The sequence below is a fragment of the Sorangium sp. So ce887 genome, assembly GCF_051521455.1.
GTDB lineage: Bacteria > Myxococcota_A > Polyangia > Polyangiales > Polyangiaceae > Sorangium.
Map to the genome: position 1 here is coordinate 12,347,856 of NZ_CP150354.1, position 21,467 is coordinate 12,369,322.

The 21,467-nt window shown below is 71.8% G+C and carries 15 protein-coding genes; 11 read left to right on the plus strand and 4 right to left on the minus strand.

The annotated features are described in order from the left end of the window. Window positions 1-20: 20 nt before the first annotated feature. Window positions 21-1,352: a phosphoribosyltransferase family protein gene (locus WMF36_RS46335; RefSeq protein ID WP_437577277.1), complete on the plus strand. Its 1,332-nt coding sequence runs from the start codon at window positions 21-23 to the stop codon at window positions 1,350-1,352. Between the two features lie 3 nt (window positions 1,353-1,355). Here WMF36_RS46335 and WMF36_RS46340 read toward each other — a convergent pair whose 3' ends face one another. Continuing rightward, window positions 1,356-2,861, minus strand: a complete 1,506-nt coding sequence (locus WMF36_RS46340; RefSeq protein ID WP_437577278.1) for a hypothetical protein — start codon at window positions 2,859-2,861, stop codon at window positions 1,356-1,358. 469 nt (window positions 2,862-3,330) lie between these two features. Here WMF36_RS46340 and WMF36_RS46345 point away from each other — a divergent pair, with 469 nt between their 5' ends. From WMF36_RS46345 to WMF36_RS46390, 10 genes are all read left to right on the plus strand, one after another. Then, window positions 3,331-4,626 carry a DUF1552 domain-containing protein gene (locus WMF36_RS46345; protein ID WP_437577279.1) on the plus strand — a complete coding sequence of 432 codons (1,296 nt, stop codon included), beginning with the start codon at window positions 3,331-3,333 and terminating at the stop codon, window positions 4,624-4,626. Between the two features lie 59 nt (window positions 4,627-4,685). After that, a complete protein-coding gene (locus tag WMF36_RS46350; RefSeq protein ID WP_437577280.1) occupies window positions 4,686-7,115 on the plus strand; it encodes a DUF1592 domain-containing protein in 2,430 nt (809 codons plus the stop codon). A 202-nt stretch (window positions 7,116-7,317) separates the two neighbouring features. Beyond that, window positions 7,318-7,860: an inorganic diphosphatase gene (locus WMF36_RS46355; protein ID WP_437484644.1), complete on the plus strand. Its 543-nt coding sequence runs from the start codon at window positions 7,318-7,320 to the stop codon at window positions 7,858-7,860. A 197-nt stretch (window positions 7,861-8,057) separates the two neighbouring features. Beyond that, complete coding sequence (locus WMF36_RS46360; RefSeq protein WP_437577281.1) at window positions 8,058-8,201, plus strand: hypothetical protein; 144 nt, start codon at window positions 8,058-8,060, stop codon at window positions 8,199-8,201. A 279-nt stretch (window positions 8,202-8,480) separates the two neighbouring features. Then, on the plus strand, window positions 8,481-10,244 hold the full coding sequence (locus WMF36_RS46365) for a DUF1592 domain-containing protein (RefSeq protein ID WP_437577282.1): 1,764 nt from the start codon (window positions 8,481-8,483) through the stop codon (window positions 10,242-10,244). Window positions 10,245-10,295: 51 nt separating this feature from the next. Then, window positions 10,296-11,606 carry a DUF1552 domain-containing protein gene (locus WMF36_RS46370; RefSeq protein ID WP_437577283.1) on the plus strand — a complete coding sequence of 437 codons (1,311 nt, stop codon included), beginning with the start codon at window positions 10,296-10,298 and terminating at the stop codon, window positions 11,604-11,606. Between the two features lie 87 nt (window positions 11,607-11,693). Next, on the plus strand, window positions 11,694-12,983 hold the full coding sequence (locus tag WMF36_RS46375; protein ID WP_437577284.1) for a DUF1552 domain-containing protein: 1,290 nt from the start codon (window positions 11,694-11,696) through the stop codon (window positions 12,981-12,983). Between the two features lie 105 nt (window positions 12,984-13,088). After that, window positions 13,089-15,455 carry a methyltransferase domain-containing protein gene (locus WMF36_RS46380; RefSeq protein WP_437577285.1) on the plus strand — a complete coding sequence of 789 codons (2,367 nt, stop codon included), beginning with the start codon at window positions 13,089-13,091 and terminating at the stop codon, window positions 15,453-15,455. 561 nt (window positions 15,456-16,016) lie between these two features. Further along, window positions 16,017-16,694 carry a hypothetical protein gene (locus WMF36_RS46385; RefSeq protein ID WP_437577286.1) on the plus strand — a complete coding sequence of 226 codons (678 nt, stop codon included), beginning with the start codon at window positions 16,017-16,019 and terminating at the stop codon, window positions 16,692-16,694. Between the two features lie 220 nt (window positions 16,695-16,914). After that, a complete protein-coding gene (locus WMF36_RS46390) occupies window positions 16,915-17,718 on the plus strand; it encodes a phytanoyl-CoA dioxygenase family protein (RefSeq protein WP_437577287.1) in 804 nt (267 codons plus the stop codon). Window positions 17,719-17,846: 128 nt separating this feature from the next. Here WMF36_RS46390 and miaA read toward each other — a convergent pair whose 3' ends face one another. From miaA to WMF36_RS46405, 3 genes are read right to left on the minus strand one after another with little or no spacing between them, the layout of a single operon-like run. Further along, window positions 17,847-18,794 carry a tRNA (adenosine(37)-N6)-dimethylallyltransferase MiaA gene (miaA, locus tag WMF36_RS46395; protein ID WP_437577288.1) on the minus strand — a complete coding sequence of 316 codons (948 nt, stop codon included), beginning with the start codon at window positions 18,792-18,794 and terminating at the stop codon, window positions 17,847-17,849. Continuing rightward, on the minus strand, window positions 18,791-20,827 hold the full coding sequence (gene mutL / locus WMF36_RS46400) for a DNA mismatch repair endonuclease MutL (protein ID WP_437577289.1): 2,037 nt from the start codon (window positions 20,825-20,827) through the stop codon (window positions 18,791-18,793). The genes miaA and mutL overlap by 4 nt, the downstream gene beginning before the upstream one ends. After that, window positions 20,824-21,411: a hypothetical protein gene (locus WMF36_RS46405; protein ID WP_437577290.1), complete on the minus strand. Its 588-nt coding sequence runs from the start codon at window positions 21,409-21,411 to the stop codon at window positions 20,824-20,826. The genes mutL and WMF36_RS46405 overlap by 4 nt, the downstream gene beginning before the upstream one ends. Window positions 21,412-21,467: the final 56 nt, after the last annotated feature.

The following is a 21,467-nucleotide window of genomic DNA, read 5'->3' on the forward strand; positions in this document are numbered from 1 at the left end:
GGAGGTGAGGGGAGGCGGCGATGGGTCGAGCGAAGCTGTTCCAGGATCGCAGGGACGCCGGGCGCAGGCTCGCGCAGCTGCTCTCGGGGTACAGGAGCGAGGCGCCGCTCGTGCTCGGCCTGCCGCGAGGCGGCGTCGAGGTGGGCTACGAGGTGGCGCGCGCGCTGGGCGCGCCGCTCGATGTGTGGATCGTGCGCAAGCTCGGCGCACCCGGGCAGCCGGAGCTCGGTGTGGGCGCGATCTCCGAGGGGGGCGAGGTGTACATCGACCGGAGCCTCGTCGCGCTGCTCGGGATCACCGAGGCGGAGCTCGCCGAGGTCGCGGAACAGCAGACCGCCGAGGTGGAGCGGGGGGTGCGCCGGTTCCGGGGCGACAGGCCGATGCCCCTCATCGAGGGGCGGACGGTCATCGTCGTGGACGACGGCATCGCGACCGGCGGCACGGTGCGGGCCGCGCTGCGCGACCTGCGCAGGCGCTCGCCGAGGCGGCTCGTGCTCGCGGTGCCCGTCGCCGCGCCGTCGAGCCTGTCGTCGCTCTGCCGCGAGGTCGACGGCACCGCGTGCATCGAGGAGGACCCCGGCCTCCAGGCGATCGGCGCCTACTACGAGGACTTCTCGCAGACCTCCGACGAGGCGGTCGTCCAGCTGCTCGCCGAGGCGCAGCGCGAGCTGCCGCCGCCCGAGGGCGCGGAGCGGCCGCTCTGCGTCCAGGCGGGGACGGCGGCGCTGCCCGGGGATCTCGCGGTCCCGGAGAGGGCGGTCGGCCTCGTTCTCTTCGCCCACGGCAGCGGCAGCGGCCGCAGGAGCCCTCGCAACCGCTCCGTCGCGGAGGCGCTCTGGCGGTGGGGGCTGGCCACGCTGCTCTTCGACCTGCTCACCGAGGACGAGGCGGAGGAAGATCGCCGGAGCGCTCGCCTCCGCTTCGACATCGACCTGCTCGCCCGGCGGCTGATCGGGGTGACGGACTGGGCGCTCGCGCGCCCCGAGCTCCGTCATCTCGGCGTCGGCTATTTCGGCGCCAGCACCGGCGCGGCGGCCGCGCTGATCGCGGCGGCGGCGCGGCCTCGCGCCGTGGGCGCCGTCGTGTCGCGCGGCGGCAGGCCCGATCTCGCGGGCGCGGCCCTGGCCAGGGTGCGGGCTCCGACGCTGCTCATCGTCGGCAGCGCGGACACCGCGGTGCTGGCGCTGAACCAGGACGCGCTCGAGCGCCTCGCCGGCCCGCGCCGCCTCGCCGTCGTGCCGTCGGCGACGCACCTGTTCGAGGAGCCGGGCGCGCTCGCGGCGGTGGCCCGGCTCGCGGGGGAATGGTTCGCGCAGCACCTGTCCCCGAGGGGCGACGAGGCGCGGCCGTGACGCCTACTTCGAGAGCCAGACCGTGTAGGCGTGCGGCATGAACGGCGCATCGTCGGGGTCGAACGGGCGGCTCCGGATCATGCTCCCCGCGTTGACGCCCACGAGCAGCAGCCCCGAGAGGCCGTCGAGCCCGACCACGGTGCGCTGCGCGCGGCTGCTGCCGAAGATGCCGGCCACCTCGACGCGGCCGGCCTCGGCGCCCTGCCTGTCGACCTTCACGATCGCCCAGCGGAACAGCGCGGGCAGCTCCCAGTCGGCCACGAAGGTGATCTCGGCCGCCTCGAGGTCCGGTCGAGCGCTCGCGTTCTCGGCGGAGAGATCGAGCCACAGATAGGTGGCGCCGGTCGGCTCGATCGGTCGCAAGGGCGCGACCCGCCGCGGGAGCGTGGCGTAGGGCAGCGACCACTCGAAGCGCACCCGGCCGAAGTCGCCGAACCGCTCGGCGTCCGACAGGTGGGCGCCGTCGCTGCGGCTGCCCAGGAACGCCCGCGCGATCGCGAGCTCGAGGAGCAGGTCGTCGAGGTCCTTGCCGCGGGACCTGAGCGACGCCCGGAGCGCGTCGAACGTGTCGGGCTCGGCGCGGAAGCGCGCCGCGCCTGCGGGCGTGGACTGCGCCGCGATGGCGAGCAGCGACATCGCGACCTGCGCCGGCGTCCCGGTGCCGTAGGCGTCGTCGAGGTACCACGGGAAGAGCAGGGCGCCGTCGAGCGCGCCGAGCGCCGCGCCCGTCAGCGCCCGCTCGGGGGCGCGCTGGAAGGCGTCGATCGCGGCGAGCTCCTCGGCCGCGCAGGGCGCCGCGATCGCGGCGAGGTAGCTCGCGGCCATGGCGAGCGCGCCCTCCTCGGCCCCGGCGTCGAGGCGCACGGCGACGGCGTGCCCGAGCGCATACGCCGCGTCGGACGCGCTCGTGCACCCGCCGCGCCCTGGCGCCGCGATGAGGGCGAACGCGCTCGCGGCGTCGAACCGCTCGCCGACCGCCCGCAGGTCGTGCCCGACGCGCGTGGGGCTGCGGCGCGGGCCGCGCTCCAGGTAGAGATCGTACGACGGGCTGCCGCCCCGCGCGCCGTCGGGGAGCGGCCGCGGCAGGCCGAGCGCGTCGTAGGCGCGCATCGCGGCCTCCAGGTGAGCGAGGCTCGCCAGGAGGGCGGCGCCGGGGACGTCCGCGGGCGCGTGCACGCACACCGGCAGCGTGAACGAGCAAGCGCGCTGCGGGACGTCGCGTTCGTCGGGGCGCTGCACCGGTGAGACCACGGGGCGGCCCTCGGCCGGCGGGCTGGCGGCCTCGTCGGGGGGCGCACCAGGCTGCGCGCTCGGCGCGGGCGGGCCGGCCGACGGCGCGTCCGGCGCGCGCGCTGCCGCCGCGTGGGGGCCGCCGAGGGACGCGACAAGCGCGAGCAGCGCGAGCCCGCAGCGCGCCTTGCGCCGCGGCCGCTGCGGAGCAGGCGCGCGCTCCCGTCCCTGGGGTGGGGCGTGCGTGGGGCACGGTCTCGTGGGGAGCGCTACAGCCATCCGGAGGCCCGCGGGCGAGGTCTGCCCCCGCGATGGGGCCCTAGCTCATCGCACGAGCGGCGCCTCCTGCCCATCCCGGGATGCTCCACGCGGGCGGCTTGCGGGCCCCGGCGTCGTCGGGTCGGGCGGTCGCGCCGCGGAGCGTCCTGCGGATTGCACCGGTGTGACCGTGCCAGATACTGCCGAGCTCGCTGCATGGCTGTGCTCGGACGAGGAGGGGTTGAGCGGCCGAGGTACAAAGGATGTCTGGAAGATAAAATTGCGACATCTCCTGTGGCGCAGAGGCTCACGCATTGTGGTGCATGTGCGCCGAACTCGTTCCAGTCCAGGATCGCCCTCGAAATCGCCTGGATCTCGCGCCCAGAACCGCTCCGGGTTCAGGCGACATGTGGCCCTGTCATTCTTCGATGAATTCGAGTTCTCGGCGCCGCTCGCCTCGCTGGGCACGGCCTCTGCAAAGCCCGCGTGCATGAACCGCATATCCCGACGTCGCTTCGTCGCCGGCCTGGGCGCTGGTCTCCTCGCCGCTCCGTTCCTCGGGAGGATCAACCAGCTTCGCGCCGACGGTGGGACTGCTCGCAACCTGGTTGTCTTTTTCTCCCCCAACGGGACTCATCATCATCTCTGGCGGCCGACGGGCTCGGGATCGAGCTTCTCTCTCCCTGCGGGCTCGATCCTCGAGCCGCTCGCAGCGCATAAGTCCGATCTCATCCTCTGCGACGGCATCGACTTCAAGGGCGTCGACAACCACGAGCCCGGCATGGTCAACATGCTCACGGGCGGCGGCAACGCCGGGAGCGCCAGCCGCGGCCAGAGCCTCGACTGGTACGTCGCCCAGGAGCTCGGCGGCCGGCCGGTCAACCTCGGTATCTACACGAGCCCGTGGGGGACGAACTCGCAGACCCGCATGTCGTACAGCGCGGCGGGGCAGTTCGCTCCCGTGATCGACGAGCCGCGGACCGCATACAACCAGATCTTCGACGGCTTCACGGGCGCGAACGAACCGACCGGGACGGACGCTGGCGAGGTCGATCCGAAGATGAAGCGCCGGCAGAGCATCCTGCGCGTCACGAACGGCGAGATGGAGGCGCTGCGCGCCGGCGCGCCCGCGCGCGAGCAGGCCAAGCTCGACGCGCACATCGACGGCCTCAAGCAGATCGCGCCCGGCGCCAGCGCGGGCGCCGGCCCCGTCGCCGCGAGCTGCAACACGGCGCCCGCGCCCCCGCCCTCGTTCAACCCGACCGACGAGGACGCCGTCCCCGACATCGCCATCGCGCAGATGGACCTCGTCGCCGCGGCGCTCGCGTGCGGGCGGACCCGGGTCGCGACCGTCCAGTTCTCTCACACGGTCTCGCCGCTGCACCTCCGGTGGCTCGGCCTGTCCGGCCAGGACCATCACTCGCTCTCGCACGCGAGCACGGGCGAGGACGTCGACAGGTTCCGCATCGCGGAGCGATGGTTCGCCGAGCAGTTCGCCTACCTCCTCGGGAAGCTGAAGTCGACCGCCGGCTCCGGCGGCGGCACCCTGCTCGACGAGACGCTGGTCGTGTGGGCCAAGGAGCTCGGCGACGCGCCGCTGCACCGGTGCGAGTCGGTCCCGTTCGTCCTCGCCGGCGGGGGAGCCTTCACGCCCGGCCGCTACGTCAACTTCGGCGGCGCTCCCCACCAGCAGCTCCTTGTCTCGATCTGCCAGGCCATGGGCCTCGGCAACAGCACCTTCGGCGACGCCTCGAAGGGCACTGGCCCGCTGGATGGGCTCGCGTGATGCGCGGTCCTCCGCATGTCCGTCCACCCACAGCACTCGGGATTACGAGGAACAAGCTCATGAACACACACAACACGACGGGACCCCTCGACGAGGCGGATGCGCCTGTCTCCCGGCCTCTGCCGACGAGCGATGCCCCGCGGCGCAGGCGGACACCGCGCCTCAGCCACGCGCTCGTGCTCTCGTGCGCCGCGCTGGGCGCCGCCGTCGCCGGCTGCAACGGCCTGTTCGGAGGCGGCGACGACGACGGCCAGACGAACGGCGGAGACGACACGGGCTCCCTCGACACGGGATGTGCCGACAACGTCGCGTTCTTCAAGGCGAACCTCTGGGACCCGATCATGTCCTCGAAGTGCACCGTCTGTCACACCGAGAGCGGGCTCGCGAAGGGGACCCGCATGGTGTTCGACACCTCGGGCACCGAGGAGGCGCTGCAGGCGAATTTCGAGGCGGTGCGCGACATGGCCGCGATCCAGGTGAACGCCGAGTCGGCGCTCCTCCTGCGCCCCTCCGGCCGGCACCCCGAGGGGCACGCCGGCGGCGCGCTCATCCCGTTCCAGGGCGAGGAGTACGTGGTGTTCGAGAAGTTCGTCAACCGCGTCAACCTGGGCGTGGGATGCGAGGAGCAACCGACGGCCTGCGAGCCCGACAGGGTGTCCGGGCGGCGCGTCCTGCGCCGGATGTCGCGCGTCGAGTTCGACCGGACCGTGGCCGACCTGCTCGGCGTCGACTCGACCGGCTACATCCTCCCGACGGACGCGAACGTCGAGGGCTTCGACAACAACGCCGACGCGCTCCTCTACGCCGGGACCGACGTTCAGCTGATGCGCGACGCTGCCGAGGACATCGCCGCCAGGGTGATCGAGGCGCCGGGCTCGCTCATCCCCTGCGAGGTGGAGACCGGAGACGACGCCTGCGCGACCGCGTTCTTCGAGAGCTTCGGGCGCCGGGCCTTCCGCAGGCCGCTCACCGAGCAGGACCGCGCGCGGTACATGGAGCTCCACCGCAGCGTCGAGGCGGACGAGGGCTTCGCGATGGGCGTCCAGTCGATGATCGCCGCGGCGCTCCAGTCCCCGTACTTCCTCTATCGCCCGGAGCTCGGCGCCGTCGCGCAGGACGGCACATACCAGCTCCTGCCGCACGAGATCGCGTCCCAGCTCTCCTACATGATCTGGAGCTCGATGCCGGATGACGAGCTGCTTGGCAAGGTGGAGTCGGGCGAGCTCGCGACGCCGGCGGTCATCTCCGCCGAGGTCGACAGGATGATGCAGGATCCGCGGGCCGAGGCCGGCGTCCTCAGGTTCTTCAGGACCTGGCTCCAGCTCAACGCCAAGCCGTCGAAGGACATGACGGCATACCCGGAGTACACCGAGGCGGTCCGGCAGGCGATGGAGCGGGAGACCGCGGCCTTCGTGCGCCACCTCATCCGGGAGGGCTCGGGCTCGCTGAACGAGATGTACACCGCGAGCTACTCCTACGTGAACCAGGAGCTCGCGTCGTTCTATGGCCTGGAGGCGCCGGGCGGGGCCGCGGACCAGGACGGCATGACGCGCGTCGACCTCACCGGGTCGAACCGGATGGGCATCCTCACGCTCGGCAGCGTCCTCAGCACCCACGCGCACGCCGCCGAGTCGTCGCCCGTGCACCGCGGCAAGTTCGTGCGCGAGCAGCTCCTCTGCCAGCCGCTGCCGCCGCCGCCCGCGGGGCTCGACGTCAAGCCGCCCCAGCCCGATCCCACGAAGTCGACCCGCGAGCGGTTCTTCGAGCACTCCAGCAACGAGGCGTGCGGCAGCTGCCACTCGCTCATCGACGGGATCGGCTTTGGTTTCGAGCACTTCGACGGCGTCGGCCGCTACCGCGACACCGACGACGGGCACCCGGTCGACGCGAGCGGCGACATCGTGGGGGCGCCGAGCGCGAGCGGCCCGTTCGACGGCACCGGAGAGCTCGCCCAGAAGCTCGCGCAGAGCCCGGACGCACAGGCGTGCTTCACGCTCCAGTGGCTCCGCTTCGGCTTCGGCGCCATGGACCAGGCCGATCTCTCCTGCATGGCGGAGCAGATCACCGGCCAGCTCGGGCCCGAGGAGCTGACCGTCGCAGGCGTCATCAAGGCGATCGCGCGGTCGCCGCGCTTCACGAAGCGCCTCGCCGAGGCGGCGGCGGACCCGGGCTCCTCGACGGATCCCGGCGGCGGCACGGGGCCGTCGGGCACCGACAACGACCCCCCGCCCACGAGCTCGAGCTTCGATATCCAGGAGACCGTGGACTCGGTGTGGGACGGCGGCGGCTGCAAGTCGGTCGTGGTCACCCACCAGGGCGACGCCAAGGCGCTCTGGGAGGTCACCCTCCACACCGACGGCACGCCCACCGACGTGTGGAACGCCGTGGCCGAGGCGGGCAACGCGGGCGTGAAGTTCTCCGGCGTGAGCTACAACGCGGAGCTCGATCCGGGGGCGTCCGCGTCCTTCGGCTTCTGCTGGCGGGAGTGAGCCGCGGCGGCGTATCGCCGCCCGCCCCGGCGCGGCCGTACCAGCGCGGCCGCGCCCGCCCGGACGCGCCCACCCGACCCTGCCAGCTCGGCCGCCCCGGTGCGTGGCGGGCGATACGCCGCGCGCCAGTTTGCCTTGAATTCTGCTATCCTGCGTACCCCTCGCCCGCCTCCAGGGCGGGGCGAAAGCCCAGGACGCCTCAATGACACATCCGCTTCACGACATCGTGCTTCCTGACAGCCGGCACGATTTCTTTCCCGTGGTGATCGAGATCCCGAAGGGGTCGAAGTGCAAGTATGAGCTCGACAAGAAGACCGGGCTCTTGATGCTCGATCGCGTGCTCTACTCGTCTGTGCACTATCCCGCCAGCTACGGCTTCATCCCCCAGACGCACGCGGGAGACGGCGACCCGCTCGACGTCCTCGTCCTCATGCAGGAGCCGGTCGTGCCGCTCACGATCGTGCGGGCGCGCGCCATCGGCGGCTTCTTCATGCGCGACGACAAGGGCGTCGACGACAAGATCATCGCGGTCGCCGTCGACGACCCCTCCGTGGCCCATTACCTGACCCACGAGGAGCTGCCCCCGCACGTGACCAAGGAGCTCATGCGGTTCTTCATCGACTACAAGACGCTCGAGAACAAGCTCGCCGAGGTCGACATGATGTACGACAGGAAGCGCGCCCTGGAGGTCATCGAGGAGTCCGTCGCCAGCTATCGCTCGATCAGCGCCTGGTCCAAGGGCTGACGTGGGGCTGACGTGGCCGGGGTTGGGGAGCCCGGTCACAGAAGAGCACGGATGGATCGCTGCTGGGGTGGATCGCGCTTCCTGGACTTTTTGGCGTCCACCCACGCAAAATCTCCGAAAAAATCCATAAACTGGCCCAAAACCCACGGGTAGCTCCTGAGAGACGGAGCGGCACACAGGTTGCTTAGTGTCTCTCCGTGGATCGCTTTTCGACACTCACGGGAAATGAGCGGCTCGCCGCGAGCCCCGAGGTCGAAGCGCGCCTGGCGGTCCAGCGGCTCCGGTTCGGCTCCGAGATCGAGGGCCGGCCGAGCTGGCTCGCGTGGCGGACGGCATCGTGAATCGGCTCGACGCGGAGCGTCGAACACGACTCTATCCCTGGAGAGCCAGCTCGGTCCGCCAGCGGAACCAGGCAGAAGCGCTGAGAGATCCGATAAAGATTCGATCCAGATTTGATAAAGATTCGATAGAGAATGACGAGTTGCGTCAGGGTGTGTGGGTAAAGGTTCGATAGAGAATGACGAGCTGCGTCAGGGTACGTGGGAAATCACGTGAGTTATCGAGGCGACACCGCTTGATCGGGGCTTGACAACATGAGAGACATCAGCTTTTCTCAAGCAATGATGAGCACGCTTAATAGCTTGGTTTCGGCGAGGGCGTGTCGCCGCTATTCAGCGGTCGCGCTCCTCCTCGCCGGCCCGCTCGGTTGCTTGGGCAATCTGGGCAATGTTGACGGCACGCCCGCGGAGGAGGAGGAGGAGGAGAACAATCCCGATACCACCAACCCGCTGCCGACCGACGATCCGCCGCCGCAGCCGCACGACATCCCCAAGGTGTCGGCCTGCATGGTCGAGGACCTCAGCACCCCCGGCCCGCGCATGGTGCGTCGCCTGACGGTGGACCAGTTCGAGGCCACCGTCCGCGATCTCTTCAAGGATCCGGGCGTCACCCTGCCGAGCATCTTCAACGATCCGCAGGTGCTCGGGTTCACGGCCGACGCGAACGCGCTGGTGATCCGCGACCTGACCGCCCAGCAGATCATGGACTGGGCCGAGGCGACCGCCGAGTGGGCGGTGACGACCAAGCTCGGCAGCATCACGTCGGTCACCTGCAGGGCGACGGACGCCGCCTGCCGGGGCGAGTTCATCCGCGACTTCGGCCGCCGCGCGTTCCGCGAGAAGCTCTCGGACGACCGCGTCGCGTCCTACGACGCCCTGTTCGCGCCGGAGAAGACGTTCGAGGATGGCGCCAAGGTGGTCGTGAGCGCCATGCTGCAGTCGCCGTTCTTCCTGTACCGCCACGAGATCGGGGCCGAGGCCGGCGGCGCGGGCCTCTACGAGCTCACCCCGCACGAGATCGCGAACAACATCTCGTACCTGCTGACCGGGACCATGCCGGACGAAGCGCTGCTGCAGGTCGCCGACGAGGCCGTCGCCCAGGGCACCACGCTGACCAGCGAGCAGATCTCCCAGCACGCGCTGCGCCTCCTGGAGGACCCGGCGACCAAGCCGCTCGCCGAGGCCGAGATGATGCGGTTCATGCGCGGTTGGCTCCAGCTCAACCGCCTGGTCACCAGCGTGAAGGACAACACGGTCTTCACGCTCCCGGACGAGCTGCGCAAGGACATGATGTCCGAGACGCAGGCGCTCATCCTGGACACCGCGTTCACGCAGAACGGCACGTTCTCCAGCCTCCTGCAGGCGGACTACACGTACATCAACAGCGGCCTTGCGGCGCACTACGGCCTTGGCGGCGCCGGCGGCACCGAGCTGACCCGGGTGCAGATCACCCCCGGGCAGCGCGATCGGGGCATCCTGGCCCACGGCAGCTTCCTGACCGGGCACGGCGGCGCGAAGCTGTCCTCGCCCACCCAGCGCGGCAAGATGGTCCGCACCCGTCTCCTCTGCCAGCCGCTCGAGCCCCCGCCGCCCGGCGTCGATCCGAACGTCAAGCCCCTGGACACCCCGGCGACCACGCGTGAGACGCTCGCGAACCACACCGCCGGTACCTGCAACGGCTGCCACAAGTACATGGACAACATCGGCGTCGGCTTCGAGCACTACGACACGTTCGGTCGGTGGCGGAACGACGAGAACGGGCTCCCCCTCGACGTGACCGGCACGATCATCGAGCCGCCCTCCGGGTCGGACTTCAATTTCAGCGGCGTGACCGAGCTGGCCGACTATCTCGCGGCGAGCGAGGACGTCAAGGCGTGCATGGTCCGTTACTGGTCGTACTACGCGTTCGGCGGCACCTGGAAAGAGGACGGCTGCACGTACGAGAAGGTCCAGCAAGAGGCGGCGGTCGACGAGTACCGCATGAAGAACGTGTGGCTCGCGCTGACGCGCGCGCCGCACTTCACCCGCAGAGTTCAAGGTCCGTGACCCCACGGCTGCAAACAACGAAGAGATCGGTAGTCAGCGAAAGGATCGGTCATGCGCAGCCACAGCCGTAGGAACTTTATCAAGGGTGTCGGGGCCAGCCTGGGGGCCAGCCTCCTGTTCTCGCCCTTCTATGACTCCATCGCCAACGCGGCTCCCGGGAAGAAGCCGAAGCGGCTCCTGATCTTCTTCACCATGGGGACGGCTCCCGAGGTCTGGAAGCCGAAGAGCGTCTCCGGTGAGACCCCCACGTTCAGCGATGCCACCTCGCCTCTCGAGCAGGTGAAGGAGCACATCGTGATGGTGGATGGCCTCCCCAGCGCGAGCCCCGGCAACAACCACGGGTCCGCCGACGGCCTCACCGGGATGGGCTACCACAGCGCCGGCCCCTACGGGCTGATCTCGGTCGACCAGTTCATCGTGGAGAAGCTGAAGGCCTCGCTGGCGACGCCCATCCCCTCGCTCCTGCTCGGCGCCGACACGAGCGGCGGCAAGACGGGGTTCTACAAGAACAACAACCTGGTGCCCATCGGCTCCCCGATGTCCGCCTACTCGACCGTGTTCTCGGGGGTGGGGCCGACGACCCAGGTCCCCAACGACACCTCCGCCGAGGATCGGCTGCGCCGGCGCAAGAGCATCCTCGACAACCTCAAGGGCGAGATCACGACGCTCAAGGGGAACCTGGGCGCGGAGCAGAAGTACAAGCTGGATCTGCACCTCGAGTCGCTCCGTCAGATCGAGCAGCGGCTCTCGACCTCGATGCCCGGCGGAGGACAGGGGGGCGGCGGCTGCTCCGTCCCGACAGCGCCCTCCGGCGACATGACCAACGCGATGAAGGCCAACCAGCTTCATCTGGACATCCTCGTCGGCTCCTTCGCGTGCGACATCACGCGGATCGCGGCGATCCAGTGGGGCTCGGATCAGATGATGAACGTGAATCTGCCGGAGATCGGCCTGGCCGACGAGGAGCACAACGGCCTGATCCACGGCAACGACCCCGGGCACGTGAAGCTGATCAAGCTCGAGAAGTGGCTGCACGAGCAGTTCGTCGGCGTCATCAAGAAGCTGAAGGAGCTGCCCGAGGCCGACGGCTCCGGCTCGCTCCTCGACAACACCCTGGTCGCCTGGTGCCGCGACATGGGCGACGCGCCGGCGCACACGCAGAACGAGATGAAGTTCGTCCTGGCGAGCGGCAACGGCGGCTACCTGAAGACGAGCCCCGGCGGCCGGTTCATCCAGAGCAAGGAGCGGCACGAGCGCGTGCTGCTCAGCCTGTGCGACGCGATGGGCGTCACGGATTACGCCGGCTTCGGCGATCCGGCCCTGTCGGCCAAGTCGCCGCTCCCGGGCCTGGCGGCTACCTGAGAATCAGGGGCGCAAGGCCCCCCGCCGCGACAGGCGCGCCCCCACGCGCCTGTCGCGGCGAGCTCCGGGCGAGTGAAAGGGTCGTTCATGCGCAGCCATCATCGTAGAGCTTTTCTTCAAGGCCTGGGTGCCAGCGTAGGGGCCGGCTTCCTGTTCACGCCGTTCCTCGACTCCATCGCCCAGGCGGCGCCCGGGAAGAAGCCGAAGCGCCTCCTCCTGTTCTGCACGATGGGGACGGCGACCCAGATCTGGAAGCCCGCGAGCGTCGCCGGCGAGACGCCCACGTTCAGCGAGGCCACGTCGCCGCTCGCGGCCGTGAAGCAGCACGTCGTGCTCGTGGACGGCCTCCCCAGCGGGAACCCCGGGAACAACCACGGCGCCCCCGACAGCCTCACCGGCCTCGGCTTCAGCGACCCCGCCAGGCTGCTCTCCGTCGATCAGTTCATCGCGGACAAGCTCGTCGCCGGCGGGACGACGACGCTCATCCCCTCGCTCCTGCTCGGGGCCGAGAGCACGGTGAACGGCGGGAGGTCGCCGTACTACCGCGCGGACAACCTGCCGACGATCGCTTCGCCCAAGTCCGCCTACTCGACCCTGTTCGGCTCGGCGATCCCGTCGAACACCTCCTCGGACGACGTGCTGCGCCGCCGCCGGAGCGTGCTCGACAACCTCAAGAGCGAGATCGCGACGCTCAAGGGGAACCTGGGTTTGGAGCAGAAGTACAAGCTGGATCTGCACCTCGAGTCGATCCGGCAGATCGAGACGAGGCTGTCGAACGCGTCCTCCGGCGAAGGCGGCGCCTGCAGCGCGCCCACGACGCCCGCCGGCGATCCGAGCAACCCGCTGGAGGCCAACCTCTTGCACATGGATCTCCTCGTCGGCGCGTTCGCTTGCGACATCACGCGGGTCGCCGCGATCCAGTGGGGCTCGGATCAGGCCATGAACGTCGAGCTCCCGGACATCGGGCTGCGAGGCGAGGAGCACGGCACCATGATCCACACCGGCGCCCCTGCGCACCTCGACCTGATCAAGCTGGAGAAGTGGCTGGCGCAGCGGTTCGTCGACCTCATCACGAAGCTGAAGGCGATCCCCGAGGCCGACGGCTCCGGGACGCTCTTCGACAACACGCTGATCGCCTGGTGCCGCGACATGGGCGACTCGCCGAACCACAACATGAACGAGATGAAGTTCGTCCTGGCGAGCGGCGAGGGCGGTTATCTGAAGACGAGCCCCGGCGGCCGTTACGTCAGGAGCAACGAGCGGCACGAGCGCGTGCTGCTCAGCCTGTGCGACGCGATGGGCGTCACGAGCTTCAGCGGCTTCGGCGATCCGAACCTCCAGGCCAAGTCGCCGCTCCCGGGCCTGGCCGCGAGCTGAGACGGCCGGCGCACGGCTTCCCCGGAGAGGCCTTCGCCGGTCACGTGACCGCGCCGGCGCTGCCATCGTCGATCCGTGTCCCTCGACCGGCGTACACTGGTCGTCATGACGACGAGCGCGCCGGCGGGGTACGAGGCGGAGCAACGGCGAGACGACCTGTCCGCGTACGCGCGGTACCTGGCCGCGATGGACGCGTCCATGCGCCAGAAGGTCGCGCTCACGGCGGCGCACCTCCTGTGTGAGGGCCGCGTCGCCGACATGGGGATGGGCTCCGGGCAGGGCAGCGCCGCGCTGGCCCAGCTCTACCCGCGCCTCGAGGTGATCGGCGTCGACATCGATCCCACGGTCATCGAGCTCGCGCGCCGCGCTCATCGGCACCCGAACCTCAGCTTCCAGCTGGGCGACATCGCCACGGCGGTCTTCCCGCCCGAGAGCCTCGACGGGATCTTCGACTCGTCGGTGCTGCACCACGTGACCTCGTATGGCGGCTACCGCCACGCGAACGCCGCCGACGCGCTGGCGGCGCAGGTGGAGCAGCTCGCGCCGGGCGGGGTGCTTGTGGTGCGGGACTTCCTCGACCCGGGGCCGGAGCCGGTGCTGCTCGACGTGCCCGCCGACGACGGCGACGACGGCCCCGACCCCCGCAGCGCCTCGACCGCGGCGCTGCTCGACCGGTTCGCCGGCGAGTTTCGCTCGCTGTCGCCGGAGCCGGGGTTCCCGCTGGCGCGCGTGGAGCCTGCGCCGACTGGCGCGCTTCCCGCGCCGCGCCCCGGGTGGCGCCGGTATCGGCTCACCCACAAGCATGCTGTCGAGTTCCTGTTGCGGAAGGATTACCGCGCCGACTGGGAAGCCGAGGTCAAGGAGGAGTACACCTACTTCTCGCAAGCGCAGTTCGAGGCGCTCTTCGCCCGCCTCGGCCTGCGCGTGCTGTCGTCCACGCCGCTGCGCAACCCGTGGATCGTGCGCAACCGGTTCGCCGGCCGCTTCGAGCTCCGGGACGCCGCGGGCGCGCGGCTGCCTTATCCGCCCACGAACTACCTGATCGTCGGCGAGAAGGTGAAGGCCGGTCAGGGGGTCGCGTTCGGGCTCCGGCCGGCGGAGGGCCCTCCGCGGTTCCTGCGGATCGAGCATCACCAGGATCGCGCCACCGGATGCGTGTTCGACCTGGCGGCGCGACCCCACCCCACGCTCGACATCGTGCCGTTCTTCTTCGCCGGCGAGACGGCGTACGTGCTGGCGAGGACGAGCTACCCGCGGCCGATCGCGCACGCCTGCCGCGAGGAGACGCCTCCCCTCGACGGCAGCGGCCCGGCCGGCTACCTGGCCGAGCCGATCGCGGTGGTGCAGAGCGAGTTCCCGGTCGGGCACACGGTCGAGCGCGCGCTGGAGCGGGCGGCCGGCGTGCGGGCGGCGGCGATCCAGCGGATGATCCCGGGCACGACGTACTACCCGTCGCCGGGCGGCATCCTCGAGGAGGTGCGCTCGATGCTCGTGGAGGTCGAGCCCACGTTCGTGAACGCGCCTTCGGAGGACGTCTCCGGGTTCGGCACCTCGGGCCGCATCCGCGCCATCGAGGCGCGCCAGCTGCTGCGCGCCGCGCAGGTCGGAGGCCTGCCCGACGCGCGGCTCGAGCTGAACGTCTACGACCTGCTGGCGCGCTTCGGATTGCCCTTCGGGCCGTGGATCGGCGACGACATCGCGCTCCCCGAGGGGCGCGCCGATCCGCCCGGAGGGGGCGCGGCAGGCGCTGCCGGCGCGGACGGCGGCGCGGTGGCCGTCGTGCGGCCGACGTCGCTGCGCGCCCTGCTCGAGCGCCCGAGCCGCCGGCGGTTCTCGCGGGTGGACCCGAGCGCCAGCACCGGGTTCCTCGAGGTGCGGCGCGCGCGCTTCGAGGAGCTGGCCGAGGGCGGCGCCGTGGTGGCCGCGCGCGAGCTCGAGTACGTGGTGCCGCGGCCGCTCGGCGCGCTGACCGTCTCGACCACGCTGCTCGCGCGCGCGCCGTCGGGAGAGGTGGTGCTCGGCGTGGACGACCATGACCTGCCCGCCGCCCAGAGCTTCTCGGGCAACAGCGAGCTCCTTGTCGCGCCGGCGTGGCGGCTGCCGCGGAGCGCGCGCACCCTCGCGGACGCCGAGGCCTTCGTGCGGACAAGGCTCCGGGTCGAGTACGGCGTCGAGGCGGGGGAGGCCGTCGAGCTCGGAGGTGCCTACCGCCCCTCGCCAGGGCTGACGCCGGAGCTCGTGCAGCCGCTCGCCTTCGTGGTCACCGCGGTCGCCGCGGAGGCGCCGACGGCCCCGGCCGGCGCAGCGCCCCCGGTCGCGCCGGCGCCCGTCCCGGATCGGCGGCTGTACTGGGTGCCGCTGACCGAGCTGGTCGCGGGGCGGGAGCACCTGCCCGACGGTCACCTCCGGGTCGTGGCCCTGCGCGCCGCCCACGCGCTCGGCGCCGCGATCGCGCCGCCGCGCCCGCGGTGACGCGGCGCTGGCGCAGGCCCCGCGCCGTCGTGTCGGTCCGATAGGCCACCTCGAACAACACGGCATGGATCGTCCAGCGGGCTTCTCCCCTGGTCGACCCATCAGGCAGCGTCTCCACGAACATCGATGCTTCGCCGCCCGGCGCGCGTGAGCCGACGGCAGGCGGGCGCCGGGCGTTTCCCTCATGATGTCTCCGGGGAACGGCCGGGAGCGATCTCGGGTCGTCACGGGCGGACGAACGTCTGTCTGCCGCGCCGGTGCGCGAAACGGACCCTCTCCCGGCGCCACGGATGAGCACAGGACGCCCTCCGAGCGCAGAGGTGGATTGCGTTCGAGCTGCCTGATGCCCAGACACAGCAATCGCGGGCGATGGGCGGCGGTCCCGAGACATCAGCTGCATTCGTCGCGTCGCGCGCTTTCGCGCGTCATCGCGCGCTTTCGCGCGATGCGGCCGGGCGCTGACGCATCGAAAGGCTGGCACGCCGCGCGCTTACAGCGTCGCACATCGCCGGCGAAAGGCCGCCCCGCAGCGCACAGCGGGACGGAAACCCCATGGACCTTATGAGCAATTCCCTGAAGATCGCGATGGCTGGCCTCTTGCCCACGAGCCGCTCCGTCCGCGGCGAGGTGCTCGGGCAGGACGCCCGCGCCGACGGCGGGCGGGCCGGCTCGTTCGTCGCGCTGCGCGCGCGCCTGCTCGCGAGCCCCAGCCTGGCCGGCGCGCTCAGCTTCATGCAGGGCACCACCCGCCCGTGGGAGCCCCACGAGCTCGCGGCGTGGCTCCACGAGCATGTGGTCGCTCCCGGCTGGATGAAAGCCCCGCGCGCGCTGCGCGAGCCGGGCGCGGAGACCGTGGAGCTCTGCGAGCTCGACGAGCGGCACCGCGAGGTCGCGGTGCTCACCGGGTGCGCGCGCCGGCGCGTGGCGCTCGCGCTGCTCGATTTCGTGGCGCCGAACCCCGAGCGCGGGTTCCTCCGCGCGGCGCTGTACAGCGCGCGCGTGCGGTGGAGCGTCGTCGGCGACCGCTCGGGCTGGCTCCCGGCGCCGCGCGAGAGCGACCTCCTGAGCGACATCGTGCTCAGCCTGTTCGCCTCCGAGATCCTCTCGGACGCGGAGCTCTACAGGAGCCACATGACCGTGTGCGCGGGGTGCGGCCGTGTCGCGTTCGCGCAGGAGGCGCGGCCGCGCGGCGCGGGCTGCCCGCGCTGCGACGGCGAGGTCAGGTGGCAGTCGCGCTGACACCGAGGGATCCAGCGCCGCGCCGTCGACGCCGCGCCATCCCGGCGTCGAGCACGATGAGATCGCCTGCTCGTCCCGCGTGCGTAATCCAGGCGTCTCAAGCGGTATCTTCTCTTCCGAAGACAACGATTCCTGAAAAGAGGGTGTCGTGGTGAATCGGCGGTGAACGAGTGCTGTGCTTGACGACTCGCTAGCGCCGCTCCAGGCTCGGCGCCGAGCCATGAGCCACGCCCGCCCCACGAGCGCCGAGATGGATGAGCTTGCCCACGCAGCGCAGCGCGATGGGTTCTGTTTGATCAAGGATCTCCTCCCGAAGCGCCTGCTGCTCTCGTGGCGTGAGGCCTTCGCGCCGCTGCTCGACGCGCACGTCGCGCGCGAGGGGCACCTCAAGAACCGGGGGCCGGGTCGCTACTATGTGACGCTCCCGTTCAAAGCCCCCTTCGCGGAGCCGCGCATCTACGAAGACGAGACGATCCTGGGTGTCGTCGAGCGCCTGGTCGGGGCCGACATGACCATGGTCCAGCTCGCGGCCGATACTCCGCTCCTCGGGTCCGATTACCAGGATGTCCACCGCGACACGCCACCGCTCTTCCCCGAGACCGGGGAGGAGACGCCTGCGTTCCAGCTCGCCGTCAACTTCCCCCTGGTCGACGTCACCGCCGAGAACGGCCCCATCGAGATCGCCCGCGGTACGCACATGCTCTCCAGGGCCGAGGGGATGCGGCGTCTCGAGCAGGGCGAGGTCGCGCTCGAGCCGGTCTCCATGGAGCTCGGCGACGTCATGGTCCGCGACGTTCGCGGCCTCCACCGCGGCACCCCGAACCGCTCGCCCGAGCCGCGGCCCATGGTGGTCATCGGCTACAGCCGCCGCTGGCTCTTCCGCCCGGAGGTCTCGATCCGGGTGCCCCGCGAGCGCCTCGCCCAGCTGTCGGAGCGCGCGAAGCGCATGCTCCGCTTCAACCCCATCGTCGAGTCGCTCGACGGGCCCGAGGAGACCGAGGTCTACCAGGCCTTCGCGTACTGACGCGCGCCGTCGCTCGCGAAGGCCGGCCTCCCGCGTGGCCGCTCCTCGGCGACGTCTCGCCGCTCGGAGGCGCTGCCATGCGGCCTCCTCTCGGTTCGTAAGATATTGTAATTATTGAAGATACTGGTTCAGGCGAGCGTGACGTGCGCGACCGCCTGATCCCTCAGCCAGGTGCGCTGCCGCCGCACGAAGACGCGCGTGGAGCGCACGATGGCCGGCGCGAGCTCCGCGGCCGGCAGGCCCCCTTCCAGGTGCTCGCGCACCTGCCGGTAGCCCACCGAGCCCATCGCCCGCGCGCCGCCGTAGCCGCGCGAGAGGAGCGAGCGGACCTCGTCCACCCAGCCCTGCTCCAGCCACCCGGCGACGCGGGCCTCGATGCGGCGGTCGAGCTCGGCGCGATCCCTGTGCACCGCGACCAGGCGCGCGGCGTGCCGGCGCTCCCGGAAGCCGTGCTCGGCGTGCCACGCGCTCTGCGTCCGGCCCGAGCGCTCGTAGATCTCCAGCGCCCGGCTCACGCGCACGAAATCGTTCGGCGCGAGGCGCGCCGCGCTCGCCGGATCCACCTCGGCGAGGCGCGCGTGGAGCGCGGCGCGCCCCTCGGCCTCGGCGACGGCGCGGTGGCGCGCGCGCACCTCGGGGTCGGCGGGCGGCGCGGGCGACAGGCCGAAGACCAGCGCCTTCACCCAGAGGAACGTGCCGCCGCAGACGATGGGCACCCGGCCCCGGTCGCGGATGTCGCCGAGCGCCGCCTCCGCGAGCTCCGCGAAGCGCTGGGCGTCGATCGCCTCCAGCGGATCGGCCGCGTCGATCAGGTGGTGCGGCGCGCGCGCCCGCTCGGCGGGCGTCGGCTTGCCGGAGCCGAGGTCGAACTCCCGGTAGATCTGCACGCTGTCGACGCTCACCACCTCGCCGCCGAAGCGCTCCGCGAGCCGGATCGCGAGCTCGGTCTTGCCGCTCGCCGTCGGGCCGACCACGACGAGCAGCTCGCCCGGCGACGGCGGCGCGATCGTCTCCCACGACGGCGGCGCGACGGCCGCGCTCGCCTCCGCGGCGAGCTCGTGCTCCGCCTCGATCACCGCCGCCCCACGCGGTGCTCCAGCTCCGGCCAGCCGACGCGCATCACGATGGGCCGGCCGTGCGGGCAGTGGCCGGCGAAGTCGACCTCGTCGAGCGCCGTGAGCAGCGCGCGCGCCTCGTCCGGCGCCACCGGGTCGCCCGCGCGCAGCGAGCCGTGGCAGGCCATCGTCGCCAGCGCGAGGTCCACCGCGCCGGAGAAGGCGCGCTCGCCCGAGTGGCTCAGCTCGTCCACGAGATCGCGCACGAGGCGCTCGGGCGCCGCGCGGCGGAGCAGCGTCGGCACCGCGTGCACCGCGAGCTGCGCCGCGCCCGCCGGGCGGACGTCGAGCCCGAGCCGCGCGATCGCCTCCTGCGCCTCCTCGATCAGCGACACCTCCGAGGGCGCCGCCGGGACGATCACCGGGAAGAGCAGCTTCTGCGTCGCAACGTCGCGCCCGTCGTACGCCGCCCGCAGCCGGTGGAACGTCACGCGCTCCGCCGCCGCGTGCTGATCGAGGAAGTAGATCCCGTCCGGCCCCTCGCACACGAAATAGGTGTTGCGCACCTGCGCGAGGAACCGCAGCGATTTCCAGGCGAGGGCGCGCTCGGCCGCGGCGAGCACGGGCCCGCTGCCGGTCGGGTACGGGACGGGCGGCGCGCCCGGCACGGACGTCGGCTGCTCGCCCGGCGCGCCCGGCACGGACGCCGGCTGCTCGCCCGCCCCGCCGCCCCGCTCGGCCAGCGCGACGTCGGCCCACGCCTCGAGCTGCACCGGCGCGCCCGCGCCGGTCGGCGCGGCCTGGGGGCGCGCCGGCGGGACCCCGCCGAAATCGCCGCCGAGCCCCCACGGATCGGCCGGCGGCTCCTGCCGCTCGCCCGGCGCGCCCGCCGCGATCGGCTCCGTGGCGGGGCTGCTCGACCAGACCCAGGCCTCCGCAGGCGGCGGGGCCGCGTCCTCGAAGAGCTTGCCCTTCCGGCCCTGGAAGCCGCCGGGGGGCGGCGCGGGCAGGCCGAACGCCGCGGCCACCTGCGCGGCGACGATCTTGTAGAGCGCGTCGGCGACGGCGCGGCCGTCGGCGAAGCGGACCTCGGCCTTCTGCGGGTGGACGTTCACGTCGACGAGCTCGGGCGGCAGATCGATGAACACCGCGCCGATGGGGTACCGGCCCGGCTCGAGCACGCTGCCGTAGGCGAGCGCGATCGAGCGCGCCAGCGATCGGTCGCGCACGTGCCGGCCGTTCACGAACATCCACAGCCAGCCGGCGCCCGAGCGGGCGCGCTCCGGCCGCGACACGAACGCCTCGACCGTCAGCGGCCCCCGCTGCCCCGCGCACGTCGCGAGCTCCTCGCCCGCGAGTATCGTGCGCGCCCGCTCCGCGCGGCTCGAGGTGCGCAGCCACTCCCGCGCCACGCGCCCGTCGCGCGAGAGGACCAGCGTCACGCCGGGCTCGCCGAGCGCGACCGCCTGCGCGATCTCGGTCACGTGCGCCGACTCGGTCCCGACGGCGCGCAGGAACTTGCGCCGCGCGGGGACGTTGTAGAAGAGGTCGCGCACCTCGACCACGGTGCCGGCGGCGCACCCGCAGGGGACGACCTGCGCCGCGCCGCCGCCCTCGATGCGGATCTCGGTCCCCTCGGACTCGCCGTCGCGCCGCGTGCGGAGCGAGAAGCGGCTCACCGAGGCGATGCTCGGGAGCGCCTCGCCGCGGAAGCCGAAGCTCTGGATGCAGCGGAGGTCGTCGAGCCGGGCGATCTTGCTCGTCGCGTGGCGGACCACCGCGAGCGAGGCGTCCTCGCGGCTCATCCCGGACCCGTCGTCCGCGATGCGCACCAGGCCGACGCCGCCCCCCTCGATGTCGACGCGGATGCGGCGCGCGCCCGCGTCGAGCGCGTTCTCGACGAGCTCCTTAACCACGCTCGCCGGCCGCTCGACCACCTCGCCCGCCGCGATCTGGTTGGCGAGGTCGTCCGGCAGGACGGCGACCCTGCGCCCCTCGGGCGTCGCGGGGTTCGATCGAGGATCCGCGCCGGCGATCCTCTCCGCGGTGCTCATGGCTCGTCGCTGGGGTCGACCGTCCGGGCGACCGCCTGGAAGTACAGCTTTGTGCGCTCCCGCGTCATCGCCAGCGCGGCGGAGCCGAGGATGGCCAGCTCGAAGACCACGAAGCGCACCCGCTCGGCGGTCCACCAGAGGCCCGGGTTCGTGAGGCCCGCGCGCTCCGGGATGTCCGGCGGCAGGAGCGCCCCCGCCTGCGCGACCATGTCGATCCAGGCGCCGCGGACGCCCCGGGTGAGCGCGTACTCGACCGCGGCGAAGGCCAGGTTGGCGAAGAGGACCTGGAGCACGAAGCCGCGCGTGCCGGGCCGCCCCCCGAGCGCCAGCCCGCTCGCGATGACCAGGAGCCCGCCGAGGAGCACCTTCCCGATGCTGAGCGGAAAGGAGACGTCCTGGTGCAGGCTCAGGGCGCGCGCCTGGGCGGCCTCCAGCACGAGGTACGTGAACTGGAAGGGCTCGCCCTGGTCGCGCGCTTGCTCGGCCACGGCCATGACGTCGGGGGCCATGCCGTCGCGCAGGTACATGGCCGTCCCGCAGCCGGCCATGAACCCGCGCACGCCGATGAGCCAGGTAAGCAGCATGGCGGCGACCAGGTACCAGGGGCGCAGCGAGCGCGGGCGCGGAGGTCGGTGCGAGT